The sequence below is a fragment of the Candidatus Methylacidiphilum fumarolicum genome, assembly GCF_949774925.1.
Lineage (GTDB): Bacteria > Verrucomicrobiota > Verrucomicrobiia > Methylacidiphilales > Methylacidiphilaceae > Methylacidiphilum > Methylacidiphilum fumarolicum.
On sequence record NZ_OX458932.1, the window covers coordinates 881,724 to 906,102 of the forward strand.

Consider the following 24,379-nt stretch of genomic DNA (forward strand, 5'->3'; position numbering starts at 1 on the left):
GCTTTTGTTTTTTTTGAAAAGACGACTAAACAATCAAAACAAATTCAATCGGTTAATCAATAATCTCAATCTGCCATAGGATCGTTTGTCAAATGGGAAAACGATTCTGGGAAGATGGGCTATTTCCGGTTCATTCGATTCCTGTGGTAAAGCAGAAGACAAAGAAAAAGCATTTGGTTTTAAAATGATGTCAGAAAAATCTTTTTGGATCGATTCAAGAGCTTCTGTTGGAGGGATTCTGAAAATACGCAAGACTAGATTATCCCCAACAAACCGGTAAGAATGAAAGTTATGATAAAAAGAGAGGATTTCTTTTTTGGCTTCATGTAAGTCTTCAGTGACCAAGAATAAATTAAAATCTTCTGCAGATATAAGTCCTCTTTTCAAGAGATTGTTTGAAAGAAATTCGACAAAGTTTTTCCAATACGTCCCTCCGGGGACATCAATAAAAACAAAGGGGACAAGAGGAGCCTTTCCTGTTTGCAGAAGGGTAAGAGTTTCAAAACATTCATCCATAGTTCCAAACCCTCCGGGGAAAAGGGCAATGGCATGGGATTCTTTAACAAAATGCAGCTTTCGGTTAAAGAAATATCTAAAACTAATGAGTTTAGGATCACCATTTATCACTTCGTTGGGTTTTTGTTCGAAGGGTAGACGAATGTTAAGCCCAAAGCTTTTGTCCTTACCAGCCCCAAATTGAGCTGCTTCCATGATCCCTTCTCCGCCTCCAGTGATAACCATAAAGCCGCTCTCCACCATGATTTTTGAAAAATCTTTTGCACTGAGCCACTCAGGGGTTTGCGGTTTGATACGGGCTGAACCAAAAATTGTGACTTTTTTGAAGGAGCGATAAGGTTGAAAAATCGACTCTGCATATCGAATTTCTTTCAAGGATTGATTGACAAGACGGACATCAGCATAAGGAGTGTTTTGGAATGAAAAGCGAAGCACGGTCGCAATCATTTCGAAATATTCTCGACGATTTTCTATGACTCCTGCGGCTTGGAGTAACTCTTCTATTTTTTTGTCGATTTCCGGTTTACCTGAACTGTATACAAAGCTTTTTTTTTCTGTCACTTTATCTATAATGCCTTGTTAAAAAAGAATGGCAACTCTAATAGATCGGCTTAATGAATCTCTGCTTATTGGCGATGGTGCTTTGGGGACCTATCTTTATTCTCTTGGCATTCCTAGAGGCTATTGTATTGAAGAATTAAGCCTTTCTCATCCTGACTTATTGGAAAAGGTTCATAGGGACTATATCGATGCGGGGGCAAAAATTATCCGAACCAATACGGCCGAATCGAACGCCTATCACTTGTCGTTTTTCAAATTGGAAAAGAAGCTCAAAGAAATCGTTAGTCGCTCTGTGCAGCTAGCCAAAAAAGCTCTTGGATCCAGAGAAGGGTGGATTGCTGGCACAGTCGGTCCAATCTGGACTAAACCTACTGAATCGCCAATCGATATGGCTACAAGACAAAGCCTCTATGAAGAGTTGATTGCCTCTCTTATTGAAGAAGGAGTGGATCTCCTTTTTTTTGAGACTTTTACCGAGCTTCCCGAGCTTTTGCTTGTACTAGATATTGCTCGCAAAAAAGGAGCTGAGAAGCTCTTTGCTTTCATTGCCTCCTTTGAAGAAGGAAAATTGTCGAGTGGGGAAACCCTTGGAGAGGCTTTTTCGAAACTCAGACTTGCAGGAGCAACACTTGTGGGGATCAATGGCGCATGCGGTGTCCAAGCCTCGATTCATCTTTTAGAGGAGATTGAGCTAAAGGCTGGAGATTTTCTGGGTGCCTATCCGAATGCTGGTAAACCTGAATTTTATGATGGGACATTTACCTACTCTGCCAGTCCTTCGTATTTTGGAGAGAATGTTGCAAGATTTGCTGAAGAGGGGGTATGTCTGCTAGGAGGAGATTATGGCACGGAGCCAGCGCATATCGCAGCCATGGCTCAAAGAGCCGCAACCATTAAGCCTCTCAAAGAAAAACCTCCTAAAAGAAGACCTCGCTATCTGGTCTCCGAACAGGAGGTTTTACCGCAGATTGAACCATCCCTTCTTGATCTATTAGCTCTAAAGCCTGTTTTCATGGTCGAGTATGATTCTCCTAAGACTTTAGCAATCGGAAAGTTTCTTGAGGGAGTCAAGGCAATTGAAAAAGCCGGAGCTGATGCGATAACATTGGCTGATAACTCGCTGGCGATTTTAAGGATCAGTAACTTTGCAGCAGCCATTCATGTTAGAAGAGTTTCCAAAATGATTCCTATCCTTCATGTAGCTTGTCGGGATAGGAATCTTTTAGGATTGCAATCGGAGTTGATGGGGCTTGGAACCTTAGGGTTCAGACATATACTGGCCCTGACGGGAGATCCAGCAAAATCTGGCGATCATCCGGGAGCTACTTCAGTCTATGATCTTAATTCTGTTGGATTAATCCGACTGCTTGCTAGCTTAAATAGAGGGTTTAACGCTGCTGGAAAAGATCTGAAAGGTAAAACGGATTTTATAATTGGCTGTGCTTTTAATCCGAATACTACCCAGTTTGAGGCTCAGGTAAAAAAATTGGAAGCTAAGCTAGCAGCTGGTGCGCAGTTTGTTATGACACAACCCGTATTCGATATCCAGCTTATCAAAAAGACCTATAATTATTTGAAGCCTTTGGGCATCCCCGTATTTATCGGGCTAATGCCCCTTTTAAACTATCGAAACGCCGAGTTCCTTCATAATGAAGTACCGGGGATCTCTATACCTGAAGCTGTACGTGAAAAATTGAAAGCATTAGATGGGGAAAAGGCTACGGAGTTAGGGGTGGGATTTGCACAATTACTTGGGGAAGAAATTCTTTCGCTTTTCAAATGCGTCTATCTAATCACTCCTTTTCTTCGGTATGATATTTCGGTCAGGCTTTTGGAATTACTCTACAGTAGGAAAAAATCTTAGTGTTGACAAGGAATGGCTGGAGGCTCTTCGCGGTGAATGGAGATTTTTTCGATCCATCGGATTCTTTCGAAAACAGATGGATGGCTTTCGTAGAACATGGAATAGAGTGGATCAGAATCGTAAGTTAAGTAATTTGTAGAAACGATTTTTTTCAGTGCCTCGATAAGTGGTTCCGCGGCCCATTTCAAGGCAGCGAAGGCATCTGATTCTTTTTCAGCCTTTCTCAAAAGCCAGTTTTTTAAAGGTTCTAGCGGATAGAGGAAAAGAGGCATGAGCACGATTGCCAGTCCAAAAGTGGAGGGAGACCAGTTTGGATCCAGGCTAAATGCAGCTATCCAGGTTTTATGGGTATCAAGTAGGTTAAGGAAAAGAAACATGACCAATCCTCCCAAAAGGGTTATAAGTCGGCTTTTCCAGAGATGACCTAGCCGGTAATGAGCTAATTCATGGAAAAGTACTGCGATAAGTTCCTCCCGGTCTAATTGATTGGTCAACGTGTCGTAGAGTATAATGCGGCGGTGTTTCCCGAAACCTGTCAAAAAAGCGTTGCTGTGGAGGGAGCGTTTGCTTCCTTCCATAACAAAGATCTGATGGATGGGAAAACCATTTTTTTTGAATACTTTTTCTATTTTATCTTTTAAATCTTTATCTTCCAAGGGCTTTAAACGGTAGAAAAGGGGAATTATCCACACAGGAAGCATCCATTCTATAAGAAAAAGGAGTATAATCCAAATGGCCCAACAGTATAGCCACCACAAGGAAGATAATTCTTTTATCCAGAGAAATAATAGAAAAAGTGGGCATAAGAAGAAAAGGGAGAGAATCCAATGGCCAACCTGATCAAAAAGGAATAAAATTGGGGTAGTTCGATTGAATCCAAATCGAGATTCAATCCCAAAAGTTCTAATGGCAGAAAATAGTGTTCTTAGGGTATCTTCCAGCCAGAGGATGGAGATCAAAAAACAGCAGCCTGACCAGATCTTTGGAAAAGGAAAAATCTTCCAAAATTCTTCAAACATTCTCAGTCCTCCAAAAGGAATCCAAAAAAGGAACAAAAGATAGAAAAAGACAGAACGAAGTTGCGCCAATTTGATTTTTTGGTTGGCATAAAGGTAAGAATCGGATGAGGAACTCAAAGAGGCAAAAGAAGTATGGTTGAAGAAGGAGGAGTTCTGTGAAGTCTTTTTTTTCGAAAGATATTTGAGTTGTCTGCTGCTTAGCCAGTAGTCCCAAGCGAGTTCGGCACTGGCAATAAGAACAACCGACCAAACAAAACTTTGCCCAAGGATAAACATCTTTTTATAAAGGCATTTTAAGCAATTTCTTTACCAATAATTATGATAAAATAAATTTGGACGAACTAAAAATAAAAAAGTGGCTTATAAATTAATAGATTTATTTGTGTATTTTCTTAATTCTTAAAGGAAAAACGGTCTAGAAACAGAAAAGATGGCAGAGAAAATTAGTTGTTTTTTGCTCTATTCTTTTTTTTACTTTTGGCTCATTGCTAGTTCTTTTGCAGTGCCCAAAGAAGAGAAAAAGGAGGCCAAATCTCCTGCTCCTGCAGCAAAAATATTTGTAGTAGCTGAATATGGGCCAAAACTTCCTCCAGAAAATCTCCAGAACAATGTCGATCGATATATGGAAAAAGTCTCACGCACGTTCGATGCCTACGTGCAAAGGTCGGCAGCAAAAAAGAGGATGCATCTTTTGCCATTTAGCTTTACTCCCTTACATGGTTTTGTAGCTCTTGGCTTCTATGTTAGCCCTTTGGGGGTGATTACTGAAAAAGTGTTTTTTACCGACTCTGGAGAAATGGCTGATTTGATAGAACAATGTTTGAGAGAAGCCTTAGTGAAGATGGCGGTTTTGGATCCACCTTCAAAAGAACTACAGCAAGAGATTGGATCTGGGTTTTGGAAGTTTTTTTGTTGTTGGTGGCCTGCGCAATATGAGGGGTTAAATGATGATCTGGAAAACGCTGCCAGATTATTTAATAAGGGAGGCAATTTCGGTCCAGGAGCGGGAGGAGGCGTTCCTTTGGAATTTCATCAAAGAAAAAAATAAGCCTTTAGAAGTTGAGGGTGGAGTAGCTTTTTTAGCTATGGATAAGATATTTTTCCTTTTTTTATTTTGTTTTTTTACCATTGTAGCGTTGCTTTGGGGACATCCAGCCGGAACTCTTTCTAATGGAGAGAGAGCCAGCGCCGAAGGTCCAGGAAAATACTTGTTTCCCTTAGTAGGAGATTGGATAAAGGGTCCTGTTCGGGCGCCTGCTTTTTTGATCGAATATGTCGACTTTCAATGCCCCGTTTGTAAAAGATATAATGAAATCAACAAGCAACTTTTGAAAGATTATCAGGGAAGGCTATTAATCATTTATAGACATAAACCTTCTCCTACGCATCCTTACAGTTTTATAGCTGCATTAAGCGCTGAAGCCGCTGGCAAAGAAGGATGTTTTTGGCAAATGACTGATCTACTTTTTGAAAAACAGGATGAATGGGCTAATGCCCAAGATCCATGGAAATTATTTAGACAATATGCTCAATCCTTAAACATAGACGACGAACACTTTTTAAGGAACTTGAAAGATCCACAGCTGCAAAAGAAAATCTATAAGGATATCCAGAGTTCTCTTGCTTTAGGAGCGACGACGATTCCCTCTTTTTTCTTGAACGCTGAAAGGATTCCAAATCCTCAGTCATACGAAGATTTTAAAATACTCATTGAGGCTTCTCTTATTAAATCTAAAAAGACGCAAGTTCATGAGCATGCTGATATTCGAGTGGTGCTTGATGGGAAGCCAGTGGATTTTTCTTTGCCTAAATTTCAGTCGAAATACGGTCAGGAGCTTGATCCCTATGTCCATTTGCATCATGGTAATGGGAAGGTGCTCCATAAACATAAAAATGGGATCAACCTCGGGTATTTTTTTAAAACCCTTGGCATGGATTTTGGAAAAGATCATTTTACCTTGGATACAGGAAAGAGATTTGAGCCCAGTGGCAATAAAGTTCTCCTCCTTTTTGTCAATGGTCGAAAAGAGCCCTTAATGGATGCTTATGAACCTAAGGATCTTGACAGAATCCTTCTCTATTTTGGACCAAACTCTGAGGAACTGATTGCTAAGGAATTGGCTCTTGTGAGTGATGAGGCCTGCATCTATTCTTTAAAATGCCCACAACGAGGAATGCCTCCAGAAGAAGAATGTACTGGGCAACTTGGTTCGGATTGTCAATGATGAAAAATGCTGAGTCTGTCTCAATGGCAGCAGATGATGCGGCCAAGGAATTAGAATTGACCTTTCGCTTTTATTCTTTGCTGAATGATTTTCTTCCAGTCTGGAAAAGACAAAAAGAAATAAAAAAAGCCTTTGGCAAACATACCACTTTAAAAGATGCCATTGAGTCTTTTGGAGTGCCCCATACCGAAATTGGACTCATCCTCTGTAATAGTCTTCCTGCTACTTTCGAACAAAAAGTTATAGATGGTGCTCTTGTGAGCGTTTTTCCCCATTTTAAAACGATCGACGTTGGAAAATTAGCTCCAATTCTTTTTGAAAGGCCAAAGCAATTTAAATTCATTCTTGATGTGCACTTAGGGACCCTAGCTCGATATTTGCGACTACTTGGCTTTGATACGCTCTACAACAATAGCTATTCTGATGAGCAACTGGCAGATATTGCCTATGCAGAGGAAAGAATTTTATTGACGAGAGATCCTGGGCTTTTGAAAAGAAAAAAAGTCAAGCAAGGCTATTTTGTCCGAGCCATTGAACCCAGACTGCAAGCTATAGAAATTTTAAGGGAATTCCATTTAAAAGAAAAACTTCATCCTTTTGGAAGGTGCCTCCGCTGTAATGGCCTACTTCAATCTGTAAACAAAATAGAAATTAAAAATGTTGTTCCTCCAAAAGTCTCTGAAACACAAAGTTCATTTCTAAAATGTCAACGTTGTGGTAGAATTTATTGGCCAGGTAGCCATTATCATAGGATGAAGGCACTAGTTCTTTGGCTTAAGCTCCATGCTTACTAACTTCTTTGGGAATGGCATGATTTTTTGCTTTTCTCCTTAAAAGTAGAAATGAATCGTTGGGAGGGTATTCCATATAAATATTAACCTGTAACAGGGAATTGAGGGAATATTAAAAAGGTAAACTTCGTATATTTTTTCTAGATTTCTAGATAAAAATATGATATGTTTTCAATTGTTTTTTGCGTTTTTTTGGGGAATATAATTATAAGTTTAAGTCTTTATTTTATAGAGGGATATGAAAAAAAAGCAAGAGAAGTATAAAAAATTCTTTGATCTTCTATCCCAATTAAAAAGTATGTTTTGTCCTGGATATCTGAGAGGGAATCTTCGCTCTTTTAACTTAATAAGTGATATTATCAAAGCCCTTTATGCAGTCTTAATAGAAAGGAAAAAGAATATCGTTTATGATCTATCAGTTGTAGTTCAAAATGAGATTGAAGAATTTTTCAGGATTCTAGGACTGGGTGAGCTCTGTATTTTTTATTCCCAATCTGGAGCTGTGTTTGCTGCTCAGCAAACCTTGTTTTCCGGAGTCTGGTGGGTAGAAAAGAAAGTAAGCCCTGATAAAACTTCTAGTTTGAGTGTTGAAATCGGATTAATCCCTCGATTTGTAACTGTAGAACAAGAAGAACGTCTGCAAAACTTGGATTTGGACACTATGCTACCATCCCTCCAATCAACGAGCGTAGGATTACAGGCACTCATCAGTTCTTTAGTGAGGAATACTAATGAAAACTATTTGGCTACGAACGAAAAAAAGATTCAATTAAATCTTCTTCCCTTAGTTCCTCAGGATAAAAAAGCATTGTTTAACCTGTTGCCGAAAACTGAAATTACAATTTATTCTCAACAAAAGCAGGCTTGGGTTTTTGGGACTCCATGGAAAAATATTTGGTGGATTGAAGAGCTTACCGATGAGGAAATAAATAGGAGGGAGTTAGGTCTGCTTGTCTGCGAATTTCCTTATTCATTGTTTCCTGTTAGCTCAGAACTTAGAATAAGCGCTCGAAGACTAGAAAAAATTGCTGCTCAGCTAAAACCATAATTTCACGAAATCTTCTTTTTTTCCCTTTCTTATGCTCTAAAATATTAGTCACAACTTATTTTTTTAGAGCATCAATCCCTCAATTACTGGATAGGAAATAATCGACTGACAGGCAAAAATCTTTATGGAATGACGAGCTTTAAAGCTGAATGAAAAAACTAATTTTTCTCTGTACCTTTTCCCTAGGCCTTTTTCTACTCTTTGTTTTCTTTGGTGCTTCTAAATACAAAACCACAGGAAAACAGGCTAAAGCTAAAGAGAATGTTTCTTTTTTCTCTAGGCTTGTAAAGAAAGCAAAAGAACTTTCATTTACACCTTATTCACAGCCTTCACCGGTTCCTGTCCAACTTTCCAATCTCAGTTATGACCAGTGGTTTGGTATTAGTTTTAAAGACCAAAGAGGAATCATTCCCAATGAAAGTCGGTTTGTGATTAAGCCTTTTCCCTTAGGATATCTTTTCTGTCAGCCTGTTTTTCTCCACTTGATTACTGCCAATGGCGAAGAAAAAAACTATGATTTTGAGCCATCACTTTTTGATTTTAAGAATGTGGAGCTGGGGAAATTGCCAAAAAACCTTGGATTTTCTGGCTTTAGAGTATTTTATGATTCGAAAGAAAAAGGGGGATGGTTGGAACTTTTTTCGATTGTTGGGGCCAGCTATTTTCGCAGCTTGGGACTGGGACAGACGTGGGGTCTTTCAGCACGGGCTATTGCTGTCAATACCACAGGAAGCAGTAAAGAAGAATTTCCCTATTTTAGGGAATTTTGGATTGAAGAACCGAAAAAAGAGGATCGGTCCCTTTCTTTTTATGCCTTACTTGATGGAGAAAGTCTTACAGGAGCCTTTCATTTTTTATTTAGTCCAGGCGAAACGAGTAAAGTAGAGATTGAAAATTATATTTTTTTGAGAAAGACAGTGGAAAAATTGGGAATTGCTCCCCTAACGAGCATGTTTCTACAGGGTGAAAATAGTCCACTTCTCTATAATCCTTTGCATCCAGAAGAACACGATTCCGATGGGCTTTCTCTTCAGTTGGATACTGGTGAATGGATTTGGAGACCTTTGCAAAATCCACCCTTCTTTTCTTCCTTTGATTTCCCGATTAGGGGAAAGCTTCTTGGTTTTGGATTGATGCAAAGAGATAGAAACTTCGACCATTATAAATCACTCCTTCTGCATTATGAATCTAGGCCCAGTGCTTGGATTGTCCCTAGTCAAGGATGGGAAGGGGGACATGTGGAACTTGTCGAGCTTCCCTCGACAACAGAAACCAAAGACAACATTGTCTGCTACTTTGTTTCCAACACCCCTGCCCTTTCACAGAAGCAGTTTCACTATGCTTATACGATTTTTTGGGGTAGGGATGTGATAGCTGGCTCGGAGATTGGTCGTGTTGTTTCCACTCGCTATGCACAACTTGACAAAACCATCCGAGAGTATATTGTTGATTTCTTTATTCCAGGATTTTCTGAAGGGTTGGATCCACAGCCTATTCTTCTTGTTGGAGAAGGTGCTAAACTGATTGAACTTAAAATAGAAAGAAATTCATATGTCAATGGGTTTCGGTTATCTTTTAAAATTCAAAGGCAAGAAGCAGGACCCATCCCGCTAAAAGCTTATCTTGAAGCAAAAGACTTTCCTTTGACTGAGACTTGGGATTATGTCGATTTTCCATAAGCAGATGAAAGCCTGGATGTTGATTACTTTTTTTTACCTGGCCTTTTCTTTCTTCCTTCCTTCTGAAGGTTTATCTCAAACGAACTTATGGGAAGAAATCAAAATAAAGGCTAGAGGTCTATCGAATCTACCTTTTCGTGAGCCACGAAGCCGCCTTCCTAGCTGGTTGGAAAAACTCTCCTATGCCCAATGGGAAGCGATCCGATTTGATGCTAATAGCAGTCTTTGGAGAGAAGAAAATCTTCCTTTTGAAATTCAGTTTTATCATTTGGGTTCCATTTTTAAGATGCCTGTTACTATCTTTGAAGTAGTACGTGGCCAGGAAAAGAAAATTGAATTTTTGGAAAAATCTTTTTTTTATGGGCCATCCATAGAGAAAAAGCCGATAGAAAGGGACATCGGTTTTGCTGGCTTTTCAGTTTATAGTTCAGATCGGCAAAAAAATGAATATTGCATGATTGCGAAATTTCTCGGTGCTTGTTTTTTCCAGGGACTCCCTTGTGGGCAAGTCCCAGGAATAACAGCTAGAACAATTGCTATTAATACAGGTTTGGCCGATGGCGAGGAGTTTCCTTTTTTTAGGGAGTTTTGGCTTGTAAAGCCAAAAAAAGAGGATTCTGAGCTCGAACTCTACTCAATTGTGGATTCACCTAGTATCACTCAAGCCTGTCGGTTTATTATTCTATCTGAGGGCTTTTCTACTGTGTGTAAAATTGATACACAACTATTTTTTCGTTCCTCTCCCAAAAAAATTGGGATAGCTCCTCTATCTGCCATGTTTGAGTATGGAGAAAATGGTCCCAAAGTCCTGTCGGATTATAGACCACAGGTTCATGAGGCTGACGGACTACTTATTGCTTCTGCTACTGGAGATTGGACATGGACCCCTTTGGAAAATCCTTCACGGCTGGTTTTAAAGGAAATAGCTAAAGGCCAACTTTTGGGATTTGGATTGGTGCAAAGGAATAGACTTTATGATCATTACCAGGATATCCATAGAAGCTTTCAGGATATGCCCTCTGCGTGGGTACAGTTAAACAGTGGATTTTTAGAAGATGGGAGAGTTGAATTGGTGGAGGTTCCCCTCAAAGATGATTTGAACAAAAATATTCTTCTTTTCTGGACTCCATCTAAAACCCCTTTTGCTGGTCAGTCACTGAGCTTTAGTTATTCAATCAGTTGGCTTAGAGGAGAGGTACCGGCTGAGGGAAAATTGGGCAAAGTTATTTCGGCAAGAGTGGACCGAACGAAAATATCTCAGGGTAAAACAGCTGTTTTACTCAGTTTTAAGGGAGAATCACTGGAAGAGAATGCTGCCTTGGGATTTAATCCAGTGGTTCATGTTCTGTCGGGAGGCGAGCTCCTTTACGCTACTGTTGGATGGGAGGCTCAAGAAAAAACGGCGCTGTTAGAAGTGCAAATCCAGGAAAATGGGAGAGAACCATTGCGAGTAGAAGGTTGGCTTGAAAAAAAAGGGAACAAACTAACCGAAAGGTGGTATCAAGAATTTTTCAAATGAAGGATAATCAGCTGGCATCTTTTCTAAAAGAGAGGCTTCTTTTCTATGCGAGCCTTTGCTCGTGTGAAGAAAAGGAGGCTAGGCAAGCTCTAGAGGAGGCTTTTAGCTCTGCGGATAATCCTGAAGGAGTTTTTGATACATTTAGAGTATTTTGTTCTGGCACCAAAAATAAAGAAGCCTTTCTTAGGCAGTGGATTGAGATGGAGCTGCATCAGTTCTTTATCTACAAAGAAGAGAGGTTTTGCTTTGATCCAACCTTTTCTAAACCCTTAGCAGTAGCGATGCTGCCGATTAAAAGGAGGTCGATGAAGGCTTCTGTTCTCTTGGAACCAAACCAGTTTCTGAAAATTGTTGCATTTTTTGGACGCTTACAAAGAAAGTCTGCTTAGCTTTTTATAAAGAAAAACCTCGATGATACGGCAAAGCTCATGGGAAAGGATTGCGCTGAGGCGAAGGATTTTACTACTTTTTCTAGTAATAATTCCTACCATAATAGCCAGTGAGTTCATGGCGGAAATTCTTCCATACAAGGGGTCTAATCCCCTGGAAATAGCTATCATTATTCTTTTTGGAATTCTCTTTGGTTGGATATCAATCGGTTTATGGACGGCGATTGCAGGATTTCTGCTACTTGTTGGAAATAAAGAGAAAGTTAAAGCAACGCGGATTGAATCTATATCTATTATGGCAGAAACCAAAGTGGCTGTCTTAATGCCCATTTATTGTGAAAAAGTTGAAAGGATATGTGCCGGGATCGAAGCCATTTATAGGTCCATAGAAGAAAATGGGAAACTTTCCTTTTTTGATTTTTTTATCCTTAGCGATTCGGATAGTCCAGATAACCAGATCGAAGAGGAGATTGGCTGGGCGAATCTTTGCAGAAAAGTCAACGGCATAGGCAAAATTTTTTATAGGGTAAGAAGAGTACGGTTAAAAAAGAAAAGTGGGAATATCGCTGAATTTTGTAGGCGCTGGGCTGCTTATTACAAATACTTAATCGTTCTGGATGCGGACAGTCTCATGGGAGGGCATACAATGATAAGGCTTGTGGAAATCATGGAATCCAATCCATCTGTTGGATTGGTTCAAACAGTTCCTAAAGCGGTTGGTGCCAGTTCTCTTTTTTCTCGAATAGAACAATTTTCAAGCCATCTTTTGGGTTCCATGTTTGCTGCTGGCATTCATTATTGGCAGCTTGGAGATGGCCAATATTGGGGACATAATGCAATTATCCGGACCGAGCCCTTCATAAAATATTGTGGCTTGCCAAAACTATCTGATAGGCTGCCATTTGGGGGAGAAATCCTCAGCCATGATTTTGTCGAATCGGCCCTTTTGAGAAAATCAGGCTATTCGGTTTGGTTAGCTTATGAGCTTGAGGATAGCTATGAAGAGCTGCCTCCAACCCTTCTTGACGAATTGAAAAGAGACAGGAGGTGGTGTCAAGGCAATCTCCAACATCTTCGACTCATCTTTTCTAAAGGCTTGTTTATCTTTAATCGATTTCTTTTCCTTAATGGGGTGATGGCCTATGGTTCCGCGGTGCTTTGGGGAGGATTTCTAGTGCTTACTACTCTAGAAAGCCTGCTTCATATTTTTATCGTTCCAAACTACTTCCCTCAAGGGTTAAGCCTTTTCCCTAGTTGGCCTGTGTTTCATGCTGATTGGGCAGCGCTGCTTTTTCTGTTTACTCTTTTGGTATTATTAATGCCGAAGCTCTTAGGGGTGCTTCTTGTGATTTGGGCTAGGGAATTGGAAAAATATGGGGGGCTAAAAAATCTTCTAGAAAGTGTATTCCTAGAAATTCTGTTTTCGACCTTGATTGCACCTATCAAAGCACTTTTCCATGGACTTTTTATTTTGTCTGCTTTCTTGGGAAAAAGGGTCAGCTGGGGCAAACAGATACGGGAAGGAGCTGAATTTTCTTGGAAAGATGGATTGTATCACTTTTTCCCTGTGACTATTATTGGCATGGCTCTTGGGATTAGTACCTACCTATTAAATCCTTCAAGTTTCTGGTGGCTTTTACCTGTTATTTTTTCTTTTTTGCTTTCCATTCCTCTAGCTGTGCTTTCCAGTAAGATCTCTTTAGGAAAGAAGGCAAAAGAAAAAGGGATCTTTATGGTTCCGGTCGAGTCAGATCCAACCCCTGTGATTGTTGCCTTAAGAAAAGCGCTGGACGAAAAGGCTTCTTATGTAAGAAGAGGACTTTCAATTTATGGCTTTAGATCTGCAGTCGTTGATCCGTTGATCCATGCCCTGCATTTAGCCTGCGTTGGTTTGTCAAAATGCAAAAAGGAGTCTATGGAGATTAAGGAATGGAAACAACAATTAATTGAACGCTCACTTCAAAATGGCCCTGAGTCCTTATCCTCTTTCGAAAAAAAAGCGCTCTTAAGAGATCCCTATAGCTTGAGCCTTCTTCATAAGAAAATATGGACTGCCGATCCACCCATCTGGAAGCTCTGGGTGGGAGATTCCGAAAGGTAGAATGAAAAACAAAGCGAACTGTGTTAGAATACTTCCTAATGGCTATTGCGATTATTGGTTGCGGTCAATTGCTTAGAAAAGATGATGGGCTTGGACCTGAGTTGATTCGAAGGCTTGCTTCATTGCATCCACCGCTGCCAGTAAAACTCATTGATTATGGAACATCGGGCTTTTCGCTCTTAGATGATTTGGAGGAATACGATTCTTTAATTGTGATCGATGGACTAATGAGTGGATCTACCCCTGGAACTATTTTTATGGTTGGAGGGGAGCAGCTTGAAAAGTTGTTAGAGACAGGTCCCTATGCCGATCTGCATTCTTTCCGCTGGGATGATGCCTTGAAATGGGGTAAATGGCTCTATAAGGAAAGGTTCCCTAAAAATATCAAAATCTATTTGGTTGAGGTTAAAGAGGTGGGCTATGGGATCGGTCTTTCAGAACCAGTAAAAGAAGCAATTGAGAGACTTGTAGAAATGTTCAAAAAAGAGTTTAGTTCAGGAGAAAACGAGATTAGCTAAATCTATGCATGAACTCTCCCTGTGCGAATCATTGGTTTCTTTGCTTGAAGAAAAGGCTCTGGAATTAGGATTTCATAAGGTCAAAAAAATTGTCTTAAAGACAGGTCCCTTAGCCCTTATTGAACCAGAAGCGATGAAGTTTTCCTTTTCGATTGCTTCTAAAGGAACAATTGCCGAAGGAGCCGAACTTCATATTGAAGAAATTCTTGTCAAAGCTTACTGCTTAAGTTGTCAAAAGGAAGGATTTGTAGGAAAAATTGGCGAGAGCTGTCCTAACTGTGAGGGAGTCATGATCCTATCCGAAGAGGGCAAAGAATTAACAGTAGATAGTATAGAGGTGGAATAAACGTGGATGGGTGGCCTACAACCATAGAAGAGTTGATTTCGGAACAAAAAAGAATAGCCATGCTTTCTTTTTCAAATTGGGAAAAACCTTCCAAACCATTTGTCTGTGCTGCAGTCTTCATCTGTTACGGACAACCAAAAAGTGGACCTGGTAAAAAATTCGATCAAGGGTGGGTGGCTGCCATTGCCCTTTTTCCAGATGGACAAGTAAAGACTTTTGCTATTTCTGAAAGAGCTTTTTTCGATTATATTCCAGGGTTGCTTGCTTTAAGAGATGGACCATTATTAGAAAAAGCTGTTGTTGGACTTAATCTTCGCCCTGAGCTTCTTTTTGTGAATGCAACTTCAAGGGATCATCCTCACAGAGCGGGTCTGGCTCTGCATTTGGGTTATAAGCTGGATATTCCCACGGTGGGGATCACAAGAAAACCTTTAATAGCCAAAGGCGCTCTTCCAGGAAAGAACAGAGGAGATAGATCCGAACTTCGAATCGGGAACGAAACTGTTGCCTTTTGGCTTAGGACGCAAGAGAACAAAGCGCCGCTTGTTGTGCATCCAGGCTACCGACTCGATTGGGAGACAGCGATAGAGATTGTTCTTCGCTATACCCTAAAATATAGGACTCCAGAACCATTAAGACTTGCTAGAAAAGCAGCTAGGTTATGTCGTGCAGGATTCGTGCGTTCAGCTCTGTGATCATGGATTCTTATATTTTGTTCAGAAGAACAGGTTGTTTCTGATAGAAAAAAAGTTACAATTATTAAAAAAGGAGCGAACCTATGCCCACTTTTATTATCCTCAGCCGATTAACTCCAGAAAGTATGAAAGAGCCATCAGAAATCAAAAATTTATCGAAGGTTGTTTCCAGTAAGATCAAAGAGGAATGCCCAGGGATAAAATGGAAGGAAAGCTATGCGACACTAGGAGAATATGACATTGTGGACATTGTTGAGGCAAAAGATGTAGCTGAGGTGGAAAAAGCAGCGATGATACTCCGGGGGTATGGAAAAGAAATCACTGAAACGATGTCAGCCGTTCCCTGGGATGAATTTGTTTCATCTATGGCTATTCATAAGAAATAATTGATTGAAAGAAGAAGCCTTTCTTTTTACTCGCGCGTGATTTCGAAAGGACTTTTGTCTGTACGGATTCCTACACAAACAGGCTGGCAGATTTTACCAACTGCTATTTGTTCTCTGAATGCAACTTCGAAATGAATCGTTGGTTTTGTCCAGTGGATAGAAAGAGTAAAGAATAGTTATGGATATTGCGATGCCAATCTAGTTGTTAAATGTCTGCCTGGCATGCCCATAACCTGTATTCACCGAAGAAGTTTGGCGCGCTAATCGTTCGCAGCGTCAACAGGCAGTAACAAAAGGCGGTGGGAAGGAGTATTGCCCGCCAAACGGACTTGGGCAAAACGGTGAACACACGGCTGGGGGATTGAAAGCAGAGGACTAAACTACAAGAGAAAGGATTTCCTCAGGTCTGATGGAGATGGGGGAGATCTCCAGGATTGTGGTCGCTCACAAGGACTAGCTAGTCTGGTTCAGTTTCGAATGACCCCTAGAAGTTTTGCCCCTCTCTTAGGACCAAAATCCTCGTCATGAACGGGCGAATCCCTTTCTCTCGAGGAAGAGATGCCCAAGGATCTCCTTTTGATCATTTCCTACTTTCCCCAGCCCTCTTTTCGGTTTGTGCCAATACAAAAAGAAAAAAACCAGAGGCCATAGGGAAACCTGGGGAAGCCGGATGAGGCGAGGCGGCGAACAATCCAGGGCGGAAAGCCTGCGGCTGAACACGAAGAAGTGTGAGATGCTAGGGGATCTTTGCCTTCGCTACGCAATCGAGGGAAAGCAGTTTCTTGTCTCTTTCTCTGGCTTAGATCGCTTCGCGGAAAGACTCTCGAAAACGTGGGAAGTGAGACAAGCTTGTGGTGGAAGGCTACCCGAGCCCCTAGCAGATTGCAGGCAAAAGTGTGGAAGGTAGCCCTCTGAGACGACTAGGAAACGATCGAAAAGTGTGGGTTAGCCTCCTCTGCGATGATCAACCCAAAGATCTGGCAATGCCTGAGATGGACAGAAGGAGCAAAGCGGGTTGTTTTCTAGATATTCCATTCTCTGCAGCAGCTTGTTTCTATGTTAGGAAAAAGAGAGCTGCCCGCTTCTAAATTTCACATGAAAAAAGAGAGGCAAGATACCATTCTTTTGAGCTTGCGAAAGGGCAATCGGAAAGCTGCCAAGAGTGAGGCTGACTCACTCAATTGGATGCGAGGAATGGAGATACCGGACTTTTGAAGAGAAGGAAAGACAGTATATCCCGTTCATGAGTCTTGAAGGTGGTAAAAGGATGGTCATTGCTTTATTTGCTAACTTAAAGATTTGGGGCATGATGTGTCTTGTTTCCAAGGAAAAGGAGGCGGGAATTCCCTACGGGGCGTCACTACAAATTCCGAAGCGATTATAGGGGGAAGCGTCACAAGCCCAAAACTCATGGTCTCTTCCCATAGGGCTCGCAGGAATTAACAATAAGTTTTATCAATAGAGGAGGCAACAACCAGTTAAAATAAAAAAGATGAAAAGGAATGCTTGCAATTCTTCAAAAGCTGAATAAGGAAAAAGAGACAAATTATGCCGCGTGGTGCAATTGGTAGCACATCAGACTCTGGATCTGAGTGTTCTAGGTTCGAATCCTAGCGCGGCAGCAGGGTTTGAAAAGGTTTTTTTTCAAGGCTTTTATCAAGTCTCTCTCCCCCAATATTAGCCTACGCACGCCATTAGGAGTTATTGATCAATCAATCAAGAAAACAAGGATAGAGAATCTGTTGGAAAGGGGGGCTGAGATGCTGCTTTTACATATTGATTTTTTGCGCGATAAAAATACAGACTGGATTTTTCTTCTCTTGATGAACGAAGAGCTTGGGGGATTGAGAGTCGGTCAGTGCGAGAAGGGCCTTGGACCTGTTCTCATTAGAGTGCAAAACTCAGCCACTCAATGAGTTGTTGAGCACCAGTTATCTAGAGCATATATTCCATTTATCCCTGGTCCTTGCCAATTATAAGAGCAATAAAATCTATCGATCAATTCAGGATTGTTTTTAAAGCCTTCAAACATCTCTTAGTAATGAAGAACAGCCAAAGACTTTGTAACGCTCTAGCAGAAGAGGAAAGGCTAAAGAAAATAGGAAACTCTATGTTTTTAAATTACAAACAACAAAACAAAAATTCACCCCCTTTTCTACTGCTAAAAAAGCAGAAGAAAAAAAGGACAAAAACATATTTAAAAATAATCTTGTTGATTGTATCTAGTATTAATTTTTTTTCTTTAAAATTATTTTCCTATAATCCTATAACGAATGATTCTCTTGAACTTGCTAGGCTTTACGATAAGCTGAGTACGCCTCAATACATTCAAGGAAAAGAACTCATAAAACTTTTAAAGGTTACTCCAGGAAGTTTTGTTCTTGATTTAGGTTGTGGAACAGGAAGACTAGCTGCCTATTTGAGAGAACTCGTTGGCCCTAAGGGATGGATTATTGGAATGGATCCGTCCCCTTATCGAATAGAGATTGCAAAACAAAAGATGAAAAAAGGGCTTTCCTTTCAACTTGGCGGGAGTGAGGATCTGGGAGTATTTAAAGACAATTTTTTTGATTTTGTATATTTGAACAGTGTTTTTTATTGGATTAGAGACAAAGAAACAGCCTTAGTCGAAATTTACAGGATTTTAAAACCAGGAGGGAAATTGGGAATAACTTCTGGTTATAAATTTGAAAATTCTCCTCTCCTGAAAATTGTTAATGAGGCTATCATGGAGGTGATGGGTAAAGAATTTGCAAGCGGGGAGATGAATGAGGATTCTTTTGGTAAAGAAGACTTTAAGGAGTTACTTAAAGAAAGTGGATTTCTTATTATCCATTTTGAGCAAAAAGAATATACAGACTATTTTTCAAGCCCCAAAGAAGTTATTCAGTTTTTTAAAGCAAGCAGCAATGGAAATTTACTAGAAGATATTCCTCAAACAAAGCGAGCCTTCATTTTATCAAAAATCGAAACGAGGTTAGAAAGGCTACGTTCTTCGAAAGGAATTAAAATTATTCATTGGACAATGTTAGCGGTGTGTCAAAAACCCTTATAAATCAGTGTTGCTGAGTATGTGGCACCATTGACTGTCGTTTTTCTCCAGATGATAGCTTTGCATTCGAGTTGGAAAAAATCAAAAATTGTGAGGATCTTCTAAACTACTATAAAGGTTCATCGAATCACTTTTTTGATCACCTTAGTCATCCAGAAGCAAAGTCTTTAGTTTTCTCTAATTGATTGTTGAAGACGAAATAAAAAAGAAACGAAAAAAATCGAATAAGCTTTTCAAAGAAGCCAACTGAAAGAACGTCGTACCAATTTGAAAATTCGAAGCTTGATGTACAGTGAGTTATGAAATGATTCCCAAACATGGGATCGATTCCACCGTCTGTAAAGAATATGAAATAAAACTGATTGAGTTCGGGGAAGGGGCCCTTTCCCTATTTGTTAATCCAAACAGGTAAGGGCCCGCTTTCAGGGAAAATTTTTATGCCAATGAGTTTTTCTTTTGTAAGGAAATTCTAAGGTGACATTTAATTAGCTTATGGCTTTTCCAACTTCATTAGCTTCTTTAACCTCGACAAGCTTTCCAGATTTCACATCATAGATAAAACCATAGATTGGAATAGACGAGGGGACTAAAGGATGATGGCGCACCCTAAGCACGTCTTCAACAACGCTTTGCGATAGGTTTTTTATTGTCAACCATCGGATATATTTTCCTTCTAGAGAGCCCTTTCCCTTGCCAACGTCTTTCCATTGACCGTTTTCAAGGACAGCCGTTTCTAAGCTTTTTTCTAAAAGATCTTCCATGATGCTATCTGAAAATGTTTCCATGCCACAGTCTGTATGGTGAATAATAAACCATTCTTTGGTTCCTAAGAGCTTATAAGAAATAACCAGAGAACGGATAGCGTCATCACTGGCTCTGCCTCCAGCATTTCTAATAACATGGGCGTCTCCTTCTTTTAACCCAGCAAACTTTGCCGGATCCAATCTTGCATCCATACAAGTAAGAATTGCAAAATGCCGCGAAGGCGGCATGGCCAATTGTGCTTTATCTCCAAAAGTTGCTACATATTGCTCATTTGCCTTTAACACTTCTTGATATATTTGACTCATAATCTCTCTCCTTTAACTGGTTATACATACTCTTTTCATGTAATAACATCAATTGCACTTTTTAAGTAAAAAATGAAAGCAAAATTTTTAAAAAGCATTTCTAGTGAATGCTGTTGATAATTTTTATGTTTGGGATTTTTTAATTGGCAAGATGGGGCTTTGTTCCCGTAGAACAGTCCTGTATAGCTAAAACCATTAGACTACCTCCACCTACAGGAAAAGCAAAGGCAGGCCAAAATCCGGCAACGGCAAATACCATGGGCTTATTTTTGTCGATAATAATCAGTGCATTGCTGTGGTGTTGCTTAGCAGTCCTGATAAAATCTCTTAGGATGCCATTGTTACTTCGAAAGGCGTCTAGTAAGCTTCCCTTATGAATTATGATTCCTTGTGGTATGTATTTTTCGGGAGTCCCATACACATAGATTTTAAACTTTGTCTTAGGTTCTATGTAAAACGCTCCCCCCTGACCTTTTATTATCTTTAATGGATAGTAATCCAACCATTTGTCGTTAGCCATCAAAAGAGATATTGGAGCTAAGAGAAAAATGAGGATTAATTTTTTCACCTATCCATGATACATTGGTTTAGTTCAAAGCTTGATACGGATGTACTTCTTTTAACAATCATGTTGTCTATAAAATTTAGAGTTGTGCATGTCAATGGAATTGAAGGAAGAATCCTTTGGATAAGGTTTACCTACATTTCAAATTTGATTAACAATTCGGTGGATTCATTAACTAGATAAAGATCCTTAGCAATTAAAAAAAAGGGAAATGAACCTATTTAAATCTATTGTAAATCAACAAGGTGAGCATGATCCATTATTTTAAAACCTGCCCGTAAATAGATAATGAACATTTGTCCTGCAGTAGCCTTGGGTGAGATCATTATGACTGTCGCATGAGAAGAACTTTGCTGTCCGTAATGGATCTTTTTAGAGAGAAGTCGCAATCGAGCATGAATAGGAAAAAAAGAAAGTTTGCACAAATATTCTTCAAGCCTTTGCTTTCTTTTAGCCTTGAGATTGATTGAGAAAGGGATAGGAATTCCCAGCATAAAAACAATAATAATCTAAGGAAGGGATTCTAGTCTATTTTTGAGGGCATTGTTCATCGATTCAAATCCTTTTCTCACTCTTTTTTCCATCATTTTCCAAAGTATAGGTAAAAGGATTCCATTGAATGTTTCATGATGAAGGAAGATCACGCTAAAGGGTCGATGTTGTGTCCATTCAAGAGTATGGATGCCCTTTAAGAAAAAAGGATGGATCAAATAACATTCCCAGCGAATAAGAGAAGGGGGAGATATCATCAGGATTTTTCCAGTCATTAAGACTGGGAAAGAAGATGGAGCTTGAATCAGCAATCTAAGAGTTTGTCCAGACTCAAACTTTTTGAACCAAATTTTCTTTATAAATGGATTCCAATCTGGATAGGCAGAAAAGTTTGATAGACAGTCCCAAAGAGCTTCTTTTTTTGCCTTGATTTCAATCTCTGTTGAGATTGTATACATCGATTGTTTAGATCCGTATTTTTTTTAATAATTTCTAATAATTACTTTTTTGATTTTCGTAAGGGCATAATTTTTCCATTTTTCAATTATGTCGAAGTCGATTGGGTGTTTTGTACTGTACGATGGATCGACGAGTGGGGAGGCAGGAAGGAATTTTTGAAGAACATATTTTTTTGCCCCTGAGATAGTTGTTACCATGGACTTAAAATCTTCAAAAGTTATGTCTTCGCTGACAAGGGTTGTTCGAAATTCGTAATCTGTATTTCCTTTTAGAAGTAAGGAAATGCTTTGAGTTATTTGTTTTTTTTCAATCGTAGATCGAGTGCTTTCTGTATACTTTTCAAGAGGAGCTTTGAAGTCCATAGCTACATAATCGATAATTTTAATCATTTTTTCTAAGACTTCAGGATGGCTTCCATTGGTATCGAGCTTAACCAAAAAGCCCATTTTTTTTATACCCCATACAAATTCCTCTAGATCTTCCTGAATGGTTGGTTCTCCTCCAGTTATAACGACTCCATCGATCTTCGCTCTTCTAGCTTCTAAAAAGTGCCACACTTTAGCCATGGGAACAAGTGTTCCGTATTGTTCAGGAATAACAAGCTGGGGGACATAGCAATAGGGACAGCGAAAGTTACATCCTTGAGTGAAAACTACGGCTGCTGTTTTGCCTGGAAAATCAATAAGACTGAATGCATCAATGCCACCGATTTTCATCTAGTAGATAAGTTTTCCGAAGTTTAAATTCTTCCTGCTTTCCAGGGTTCCACAGATCAACGGGTCTTAAATAACCTACAACTCGAGAATAGACTTCACAAGGCTTTCCACAACGTGGACAATGGGATTGTTCTCCTGAAAGATACCCATGTTCTGGACAGATTGAGAAAGTGGGAGTTAAGGTAAAATACGGAATCTTGTACTTTGAACAGACAGTCCGGACAAAGGAGCCAATTGATTCTGGTTCGTCAATTTTTTGCCCAAGAAAAAAATGAAGGACTGTGCCCCCAGTATAGCGTAACTGAAGATCTTCCTGATGCTCCAGGGCGACAAATGGGTCAGTAGTAAAATTCACAGGAAGTTGGGTTGAGTTGGTATAGAAAGGAGCGGCTCCTTTTTTAACTGCCTCTTCGTTGGCAACGAGAATCTGAGGGTATTTTCTTTTATCGATTCGGGCCAATCGATAACTTGTTGCTTCGGCGGGAGTAGCTTCTAAGTTATAGTTGTTTTGGGTTTCTTTTTGGAAAGAAAGTAAAATTTCTCTCATCACATCAAGAACTTTTATGGCAAAAGCTTTTGCTTCAGGATCGGCAATGCTTTTTCCAAGGAAATTAAGGCAAGCTTCATTCATCCCCACAAGCCCTATGGTTGAAAAATGGTTGGCCCAGTAGGAGCCAAACCGTTGATAAATCCCTTTTAAGTAAAACTTGCTATAAGGATATAATCCCTTTTCCATCCACCCCTCAATTGCCTTTCTTTTGGCTTCAAGTGCCTTTTTTGCTAATTCCATGAGGTCTCGAAGTCTTGAAAAAAAATCAGATTCATTCTTAGAAAGATATCCAATCCGCGGTAAATTGATTGTGATCACGCCGATAGATCCTGTTAAAGGATTGGAACCAAAAAGGCCTCCTCCTCTTCGTGCAAGTTGCGTTAAATCTAGTCTTAATCGACAACACATGCTTCGGACTTCGTCGACTTTTAGTTCCGAATTGATGAAATTGGCGAAATAAGGAATGCCGTATTTTGCTGTCATTTTCCAAAGAGCCTGAGTGGCTTTAGAGTCCCATGGAAATTCAGAGCTAATATTGTATGTGGGGATAGGGAAGGTAAAAACTCTTCCTCGAGCATCTCCTTCCAAAAACATTTCACAAAATACCCGATTGAAAAAATCCATCTCTTCTTGAAATTCTCCATAGGTTTCTCTTCTGGTTTTCCCACCTATCCGAACAGGCTCGTTTTGGAAAAAATGAGGTGGACGCAAGTCTATCGTCAAATTGGTAAAGGGAGCTTGAAATCCTACGCGTGTGGGGACATTTAAGTTGAATAGAAATTGTTGGAGTTGTTGTCTAAGATCTTTTTCTTTAAGATTATCATAACGAATATAAGGCGAAAGAAGCGTATCGAAATTCGATAAAGCCTGTGCGCCAGCAGCTTCTCCTTGTAAAGTATAAAAAAAATTGATAATCTGGTTCAAAGCTGAGCTCAAATGTAATGGAGGACCACTTTCCAGTTTGGCTGCAGCCCCCATAAATCCTTTTTCAAGAAGATCTACAAGATCCCAACCCATACAATATACGCCAAGGACTTGAAGGTTATGGATATGAATATCCCCTTGCTCAAAGGCTTCTTTGACATCATGAGGATAAATTTTATGCAACCAATAGCTTTTGGAAATTTTTGAAGAAATATAAAAGTTGAGTCCTTGAAGGGAATAAGTCATGTTGCTGTTTTCCTTAACCTCCCAGTCCTCTTGGGAAAGATATTTATCCACAAGATTTATTTCTTCACACAAGATGGGGCTTGGCTGCTGTTTCATTACCTTTTTAATTTGTCTAGAGGAGAGGATATTCCAAAAACATCGTTTTGAGATTCTTACAGCTTAGCTCTCACACAACTTCCTGCATAATCTCCTTTAATATGTTTTCAACTTCCTCTGCTATTTTGTATAATTGAGGAGCTTGAAACATTTCGATCAAAAGACGGGGAGAAAGGGTTGCTACTATCCTTTTGTCTTTTTTTTCGTAAATGGCTATTCTACAAGGAAGTGCAGTTGAAACTTCCGGGTTTTTCTCCAGGACTATTCTTGCAAACTTTGGTGAGCAAATTTCTAAGATAAGACATTGGTAGGATATAGGAAATCCCTTTATTTCTAAGGTTTTGGAGATATCATGAACTGTCAACACTCCAAAATTCTTGGCTTTGGATTTTTCTTCCAATGCCTCTTTTAATGCTTCAATGCTTTTGCTACTTTCGTATTCAATCAGCATAATGGATGTCTTATTATAAAAGTTAATCCTTATTTGTTTTTTTTCAATATGATCGTAAGAGAGAGGTGGTCTGTTATCAAATCGCTCTATAAATTATTTTT

Annotated in this window: 27 protein-coding genes and 1 tRNA gene; 19 read left to right on the forward strand and 9 right to left on the reverse strand. The window is 39.7% G+C overall.

What is annotated here, in order from left to right; all coding sequences use genetic code 11:
- Positions 1-33: 33 nt before the first annotated feature.
- Positions 34-1,077 (reverse strand): LOG family protein, encoded by a 1,044-nt coding sequence (locus QOL44_RS03955; RefSeq protein ID WP_009060717.1) that lies wholly within the window; start codon positions 1,075-1,077, stop codon positions 34-36.
- A 28-nt stretch (positions 1,078-1,105) separates the two neighbouring features.
- On the opposite strand from QOL44_RS03955, the gene QOL44_RS03960 reads away from it, so the two are divergent.
- On the forward strand, positions 1,106-2,941 hold the full coding sequence (locus QOL44_RS03960) for a bifunctional homocysteine S-methyltransferase/methylenetetrahydrofolate reductase (RefSeq protein ID WP_009060720.1): 1,836 nt from the start codon (positions 1,106-1,108) through the stop codon (positions 2,939-2,941).
- Here the strand turns inward: QOL44_RS03960 and QOL44_RS03965 are convergent.
- Positions 2,938-4,236: a M48 family metallopeptidase gene (locus QOL44_RS03965; protein ID WP_009060723.1), complete on the reverse strand. Its 1,299-nt coding sequence runs from the start codon at positions 4,234-4,236 to the stop codon at positions 2,938-2,940. The genes QOL44_RS03960 and QOL44_RS03965 overlap by 4 nt on opposite strands.
- Before the next feature lie 154 nt (positions 4,237-4,390).
- Between QOL44_RS03965 and QOL44_RS03970 the strand changes: the two genes are divergently transcribed.
- From QOL44_RS03970 to QOL44_RS04050, 17 genes are all read left to right on the forward strand, one after another.
- Complete coding sequence (locus tag QOL44_RS03970; RefSeq protein ID WP_009060724.1) at positions 4,391-5,008, forward strand: hypothetical protein; 618 nt, start codon at positions 4,391-4,393, stop codon at positions 5,006-5,008.
- Positions 4,905-6,185: a DsbA family protein gene (locus QOL44_RS03975; protein ID WP_228343258.1), complete on the forward strand. Its 1,281-nt coding sequence runs from the start codon at positions 4,905-4,907 to the stop codon at positions 6,183-6,185. Before QOL44_RS03970 ends, QOL44_RS03975 begins: the two co-directional genes overlap by 104 nt.
- The gene (locus tag QOL44_RS03980) at positions 6,152-6,979 is read left to right on the forward strand and encodes a Mut7-C ubiquitin/RNAse domain-containing protein (protein WP_228343259.1); all 828 of its coding nucleotides are present in this window, start codon (positions 6,152-6,154) and stop codon (positions 6,977-6,979) included. Before QOL44_RS03975 ends, QOL44_RS03980 begins: the two co-directional genes overlap by 34 nt.
- 235 nt (positions 6,980-7,214) lie before the next feature.
- Entirely contained in the window at positions 7,215-8,024 is an 810-nt protein-coding gene (locus QOL44_RS03985; RefSeq protein WP_009060731.1) for a hydrogenase expression/formation C-terminal domain-containing protein, read from the forward strand.
- Positions 8,025-8,173: 149 nt separating this feature from the next.
- Positions 8,174-9,703 carry a glucan biosynthesis protein D gene (locus tag QOL44_RS03990; RefSeq protein WP_009060733.1) on the forward strand — a complete coding sequence of 510 codons (1,530 nt, stop codon included), beginning with the start codon at positions 8,174-8,176 and terminating at the stop codon, positions 9,701-9,703.
- A 4-nt stretch (positions 9,704-9,707) separates the two neighbouring features.
- A complete protein-coding gene (locus QOL44_RS03995; RefSeq protein WP_134372671.1) occupies positions 9,708-11,222 on the forward strand; it encodes a glucan biosynthesis protein in 1,515 nt (504 codons plus the stop codon).
- On the forward strand, positions 11,219-11,611 hold the full coding sequence (locus tag QOL44_RS04000) for a hypothetical protein (RefSeq protein ID WP_009060738.1): 393 nt from the start codon (positions 11,219-11,221) through the stop codon (positions 11,609-11,611). The genes QOL44_RS03995 and QOL44_RS04000 overlap by 4 nt, the downstream gene beginning before the upstream one ends.
- 22 nt (positions 11,612-11,633) lie before the next feature.
- Positions 11,634-13,712, forward strand: a complete 2,079-nt coding sequence (mdoH, locus tag QOL44_RS04005; protein WP_009060740.1) for a glucans biosynthesis glucosyltransferase MdoH — start codon at positions 11,634-11,636, stop codon at positions 13,710-13,712.
- 38 nt (positions 13,713-13,750) lie between these two features.
- On the forward strand, positions 13,751-14,230 hold the full coding sequence (locus QOL44_RS04010; protein WP_009060742.1) for a hydrogenase maturation protease: 480 nt from the start codon (positions 13,751-13,753) through the stop codon (positions 14,228-14,230).
- Between the two features lie 4 nt (positions 14,231-14,234).
- On the forward strand, positions 14,235-14,576 hold the full coding sequence (hypA, locus tag QOL44_RS04015; protein WP_009060744.1) for a hydrogenase maturation nickel metallochaperone HypA: 342 nt from the start codon (positions 14,235-14,237) through the stop codon (positions 14,574-14,576).
- Between the two features lie 2 nt (positions 14,577-14,578).
- Positions 14,579-15,271 carry an endonuclease V gene (locus QOL44_RS04020; protein ID WP_009060746.1) on the forward strand — a complete coding sequence of 231 codons (693 nt, stop codon included), beginning with the start codon at positions 14,579-14,581 and terminating at the stop codon, positions 15,269-15,271.
- Positions 15,272-15,354: 83 nt separating this feature from the next.
- The gene (locus QOL44_RS04025; RefSeq protein ID WP_009060748.1) at positions 15,355-15,657 is read left to right on the forward strand and encodes a GYD domain-containing protein; all 303 of its coding nucleotides are present in this window, start codon (positions 15,355-15,357) and stop codon (positions 15,655-15,657) included.
- Between the two features lie 524 nt (positions 15,658-16,181).
- Positions 16,182-16,331 (forward strand): hypothetical protein, encoded by a 150-nt coding sequence (locus tag QOL44_RS04030; RefSeq protein WP_166791614.1) that lies wholly within the window; start codon positions 16,182-16,184, stop codon positions 16,329-16,331.
- A 569-nt stretch (positions 16,332-16,900) separates the two neighbouring features.
- Positions 16,901-17,041: a hypothetical protein gene (locus QOL44_RS04035; RefSeq protein WP_166791438.1), complete on the forward strand. Its 141-nt coding sequence runs from the start codon at positions 16,901-16,903 to the stop codon at positions 17,039-17,041.
- Between the two features lie 165 nt (positions 17,042-17,206).
- Positions 17,207-17,279 (forward strand) — tRNA-Gln (locus tag QOL44_RS04040).
- Positions 17,280-17,285: 6 nt separating this feature from the next.
- Positions 17,286-17,573: a hypothetical protein gene (locus QOL44_RS04045; RefSeq protein ID WP_079199492.1), complete on the forward strand. Its 288-nt coding sequence runs from the start codon at positions 17,286-17,288 to the stop codon at positions 17,571-17,573.
- A gap of 125 nt (positions 17,574-17,698) precedes the next feature.
- Positions 17,699-18,712, forward strand: coding sequence for a class I SAM-dependent methyltransferase (locus QOL44_RS04050; RefSeq protein ID WP_009061376.1), 1,014 nt, complete (start codon positions 17,699-17,701; stop codon positions 18,710-18,712).
- Positions 18,713-19,194: 482 nt separating this feature from the next.
- On the opposite strand, the gene QOL44_RS04055 is transcribed toward QOL44_RS04050, so the two are convergent.
- Together QOL44_RS04055 and QOL44_RS04060 are read right to left on the reverse strand one after the other, a co-directional pair.
- The gene (locus tag QOL44_RS04055; RefSeq protein ID WP_009061375.1) at positions 19,195-19,779 is read right to left on the reverse strand and encodes a beta-class carbonic anhydrase; all 585 of its coding nucleotides are present in this window, start codon (positions 19,777-19,779) and stop codon (positions 19,195-19,197) included.
- 139 nt (positions 19,780-19,918) lie between these two features.
- Entirely contained in the window at positions 19,919-20,347 is a 429-nt protein-coding gene (locus QOL44_RS04060) for a hypothetical protein (protein ID WP_045086681.1), read from the reverse strand.
- A 6-nt stretch (positions 20,348-20,353) separates the two neighbouring features.
- Here QOL44_RS04060 and QOL44_RS04065 point away from each other — a divergent pair, with 6 nt between their 5' ends.
- Positions 20,354-20,527 carry a hypothetical protein gene (locus tag QOL44_RS04065; protein WP_009061373.1) on the forward strand — a complete coding sequence of 58 codons (174 nt, stop codon included), beginning with the start codon at positions 20,354-20,356 and terminating at the stop codon, positions 20,525-20,527.
- A gap of 44 nt (positions 20,528-20,571) precedes the next feature.
- Here the strand turns inward: QOL44_RS04065 and QOL44_RS04070 are convergent, their stop codons facing one another.
- From QOL44_RS04070 to QOL44_RS04090, 5 genes are read right to left on the reverse strand one after another with little or no spacing between them, the layout of a single operon-like run.
- Complete coding sequence (locus QOL44_RS04070; protein ID WP_009061372.1) at positions 20,572-20,838, reverse strand: hypothetical protein; 267 nt, start codon at positions 20,836-20,838, stop codon at positions 20,572-20,574.
- 15 nt (positions 20,839-20,853) lie between these two features.
- Positions 20,854-21,294 (reverse strand): SRPBCC domain-containing protein, encoded by a 441-nt coding sequence (locus tag QOL44_RS04075; protein ID WP_009061371.1) that lies wholly within the window; start codon positions 21,292-21,294, stop codon positions 20,854-20,856.
- A 24-nt stretch (positions 21,295-21,318) separates the two neighbouring features.
- The gene (locus QOL44_RS04080; RefSeq protein ID WP_009061370.1) at positions 21,319-22,011 is read right to left on the reverse strand and encodes an anaerobic ribonucleoside-triphosphate reductase activating protein; all 693 of its coding nucleotides are present in this window, start codon (positions 22,009-22,011) and stop codon (positions 21,319-21,321) included.
- Positions 21,992-23,839: a ribonucleoside triphosphate reductase gene (locus QOL44_RS04085; protein ID WP_228343280.1), complete on the reverse strand. Its 1,848-nt coding sequence runs from the start codon at positions 23,837-23,839 to the stop codon at positions 21,992-21,994. Before QOL44_RS04085 ends, QOL44_RS04080 begins: the two co-directional genes overlap by 20 nt.
- A gap of 58 nt (positions 23,840-23,897) precedes the next feature.
- Positions 23,898-24,278, reverse strand: a complete 381-nt coding sequence (locus tag QOL44_RS04090; protein WP_009061368.1) for a DUF302 domain-containing protein — start codon at positions 24,276-24,278, stop codon at positions 23,898-23,900.
- Positions 24,279-24,379 lie beyond the last annotated feature (101 nt).

What these genes read in the sequence shown, in the direction of transcription:
- QOL44_RS03960 (WP_009060720.1), top strand. Translation starts at nt 1,106, where the DNA reads ATGGCAACTCTAATAGATCGGCTTAATGAATCTCTGCTTATTGGCGAT.
- QOL44_RS03965 (WP_009060723.1), bottom strand. Translation starts at nt 4,236, where the DNA reads ATGTTTATCCTTGGGCAAAGTTTTGTTTGGTCGGTTGTTCTTATTGCC.
- QOL44_RS03970 (WP_009060724.1), top strand. Translation starts at nt 4,391, where the DNA reads ATGGCAGAGAAAATTAGTTGTTTTTTGCTCTATTCTTTTTTTTACTTT.
- QOL44_RS03975 (WP_228343258.1), top strand. Translation starts at nt 4,905, where the DNA reads ATGATGATCTGGAAAACGCTGCCAGATTATTTAATAAGGGAGGCAATT.
- QOL44_RS03980 (WP_228343259.1), top strand. Translation starts at nt 6,152, where the DNA reads ATGTACTGGGCAACTTGGTTCGGATTGTCAATGATGAAAAATGCTGAG.
- QOL44_RS03985 (WP_009060731.1), top strand. Translation starts at nt 7,215, where the DNA reads ATGAAAAAAAAGCAAGAGAAGTATAAAAAATTCTTTGATCTTCTATCC.
- QOL44_RS03990 (WP_009060733.1), top strand. Translation starts at nt 8,174, where the DNA reads ATGAAAAAACTAATTTTTCTCTGTACCTTTTCCCTAGGCCTTTTTCTA.
- QOL44_RS03995 (WP_134372671.1), top strand. Translation starts at nt 9,708, where the DNA reads ATGAAAGCCTGGATGTTGATTACTTTTTTTTACCTGGCCTTTTCTTTC.
- QOL44_RS04000 (WP_009060738.1), top strand. Translation starts at nt 11,219, where the DNA reads ATGAAGGATAATCAGCTGGCATCTTTTCTAAAAGAGAGGCTTCTTTTC.
- mdoH (WP_009060740.1), top strand. Translation starts at nt 11,634, where the DNA reads ATGATACGGCAAAGCTCATGGGAAAGGATTGCGCTGAGGCGAAGGATT.
- QOL44_RS04010 (WP_009060742.1), top strand. Translation starts at nt 13,751, where the DNA reads ATGGCTATTGCGATTATTGGTTGCGGTCAATTGCTTAGAAAAGATGAT.
- hypA (WP_009060744.1), top strand. Translation starts at nt 14,235, where the DNA reads ATGCATGAACTCTCCCTGTGCGAATCATTGGTTTCTTTGCTTGAAGAA.
- QOL44_RS04025 (WP_009060748.1), top strand. Translation starts at nt 15,355, where the DNA reads ATGCCCACTTTTATTATCCTCAGCCGATTAACTCCAGAAAGTATGAAA.
- QOL44_RS04030 (WP_166791614.1), top strand. Translation starts at nt 16,182, where the DNA reads ATGAACGGGCGAATCCCTTTCTCTCGAGGAAGAGATGCCCAAGGATCT.
- QOL44_RS04035 (WP_166791438.1), top strand. Translation starts at nt 16,901, where the DNA reads ATGAGTCTTGAAGGTGGTAAAAGGATGGTCATTGCTTTATTTGCTAAC.
- QOL44_RS04050 (WP_009061376.1), top strand. Translation starts at nt 17,699, where the DNA reads ATGAAGAACAGCCAAAGACTTTGTAACGCTCTAGCAGAAGAGGAAAGG.
- QOL44_RS04055 (WP_009061375.1), bottom strand. Translation starts at nt 19,779, where the DNA reads ATGAGTCAAATATATCAAGAAGTGTTAAAGGCAAATGAGCAATATGTA.
- QOL44_RS04065 (WP_009061373.1), top strand. Translation starts at nt 20,354, where the DNA reads ATGATACATTGGTTTAGTTCAAAGCTTGATACGGATGTACTTCTTTTA.
- QOL44_RS04070 (WP_009061372.1), bottom strand. Translation starts at nt 20,838, where the DNA reads ATGCTGGGAATTCCTATCCCTTTCTCAATCAATCTCAAGGCTAAAAGA.
- QOL44_RS04075 (WP_009061371.1), bottom strand. Translation starts at nt 21,294, where the DNA reads ATGTATACAATCTCAACAGAGATTGAAATCAAGGCAAAAAAAGAAGCT.
- QOL44_RS04080 (WP_009061370.1), bottom strand. Translation starts at nt 22,011, where the DNA reads ATGAAAATCGGTGGCATTGATGCATTCAGTCTTATTGATTTTCCAGGC.
- QOL44_RS04090 (WP_009061368.1), bottom strand. Translation starts at nt 24,278, where the DNA reads ATGCTGATTGAATACGAAAGTAGCAAAAGCATTGAAGCATTAAAAGAG.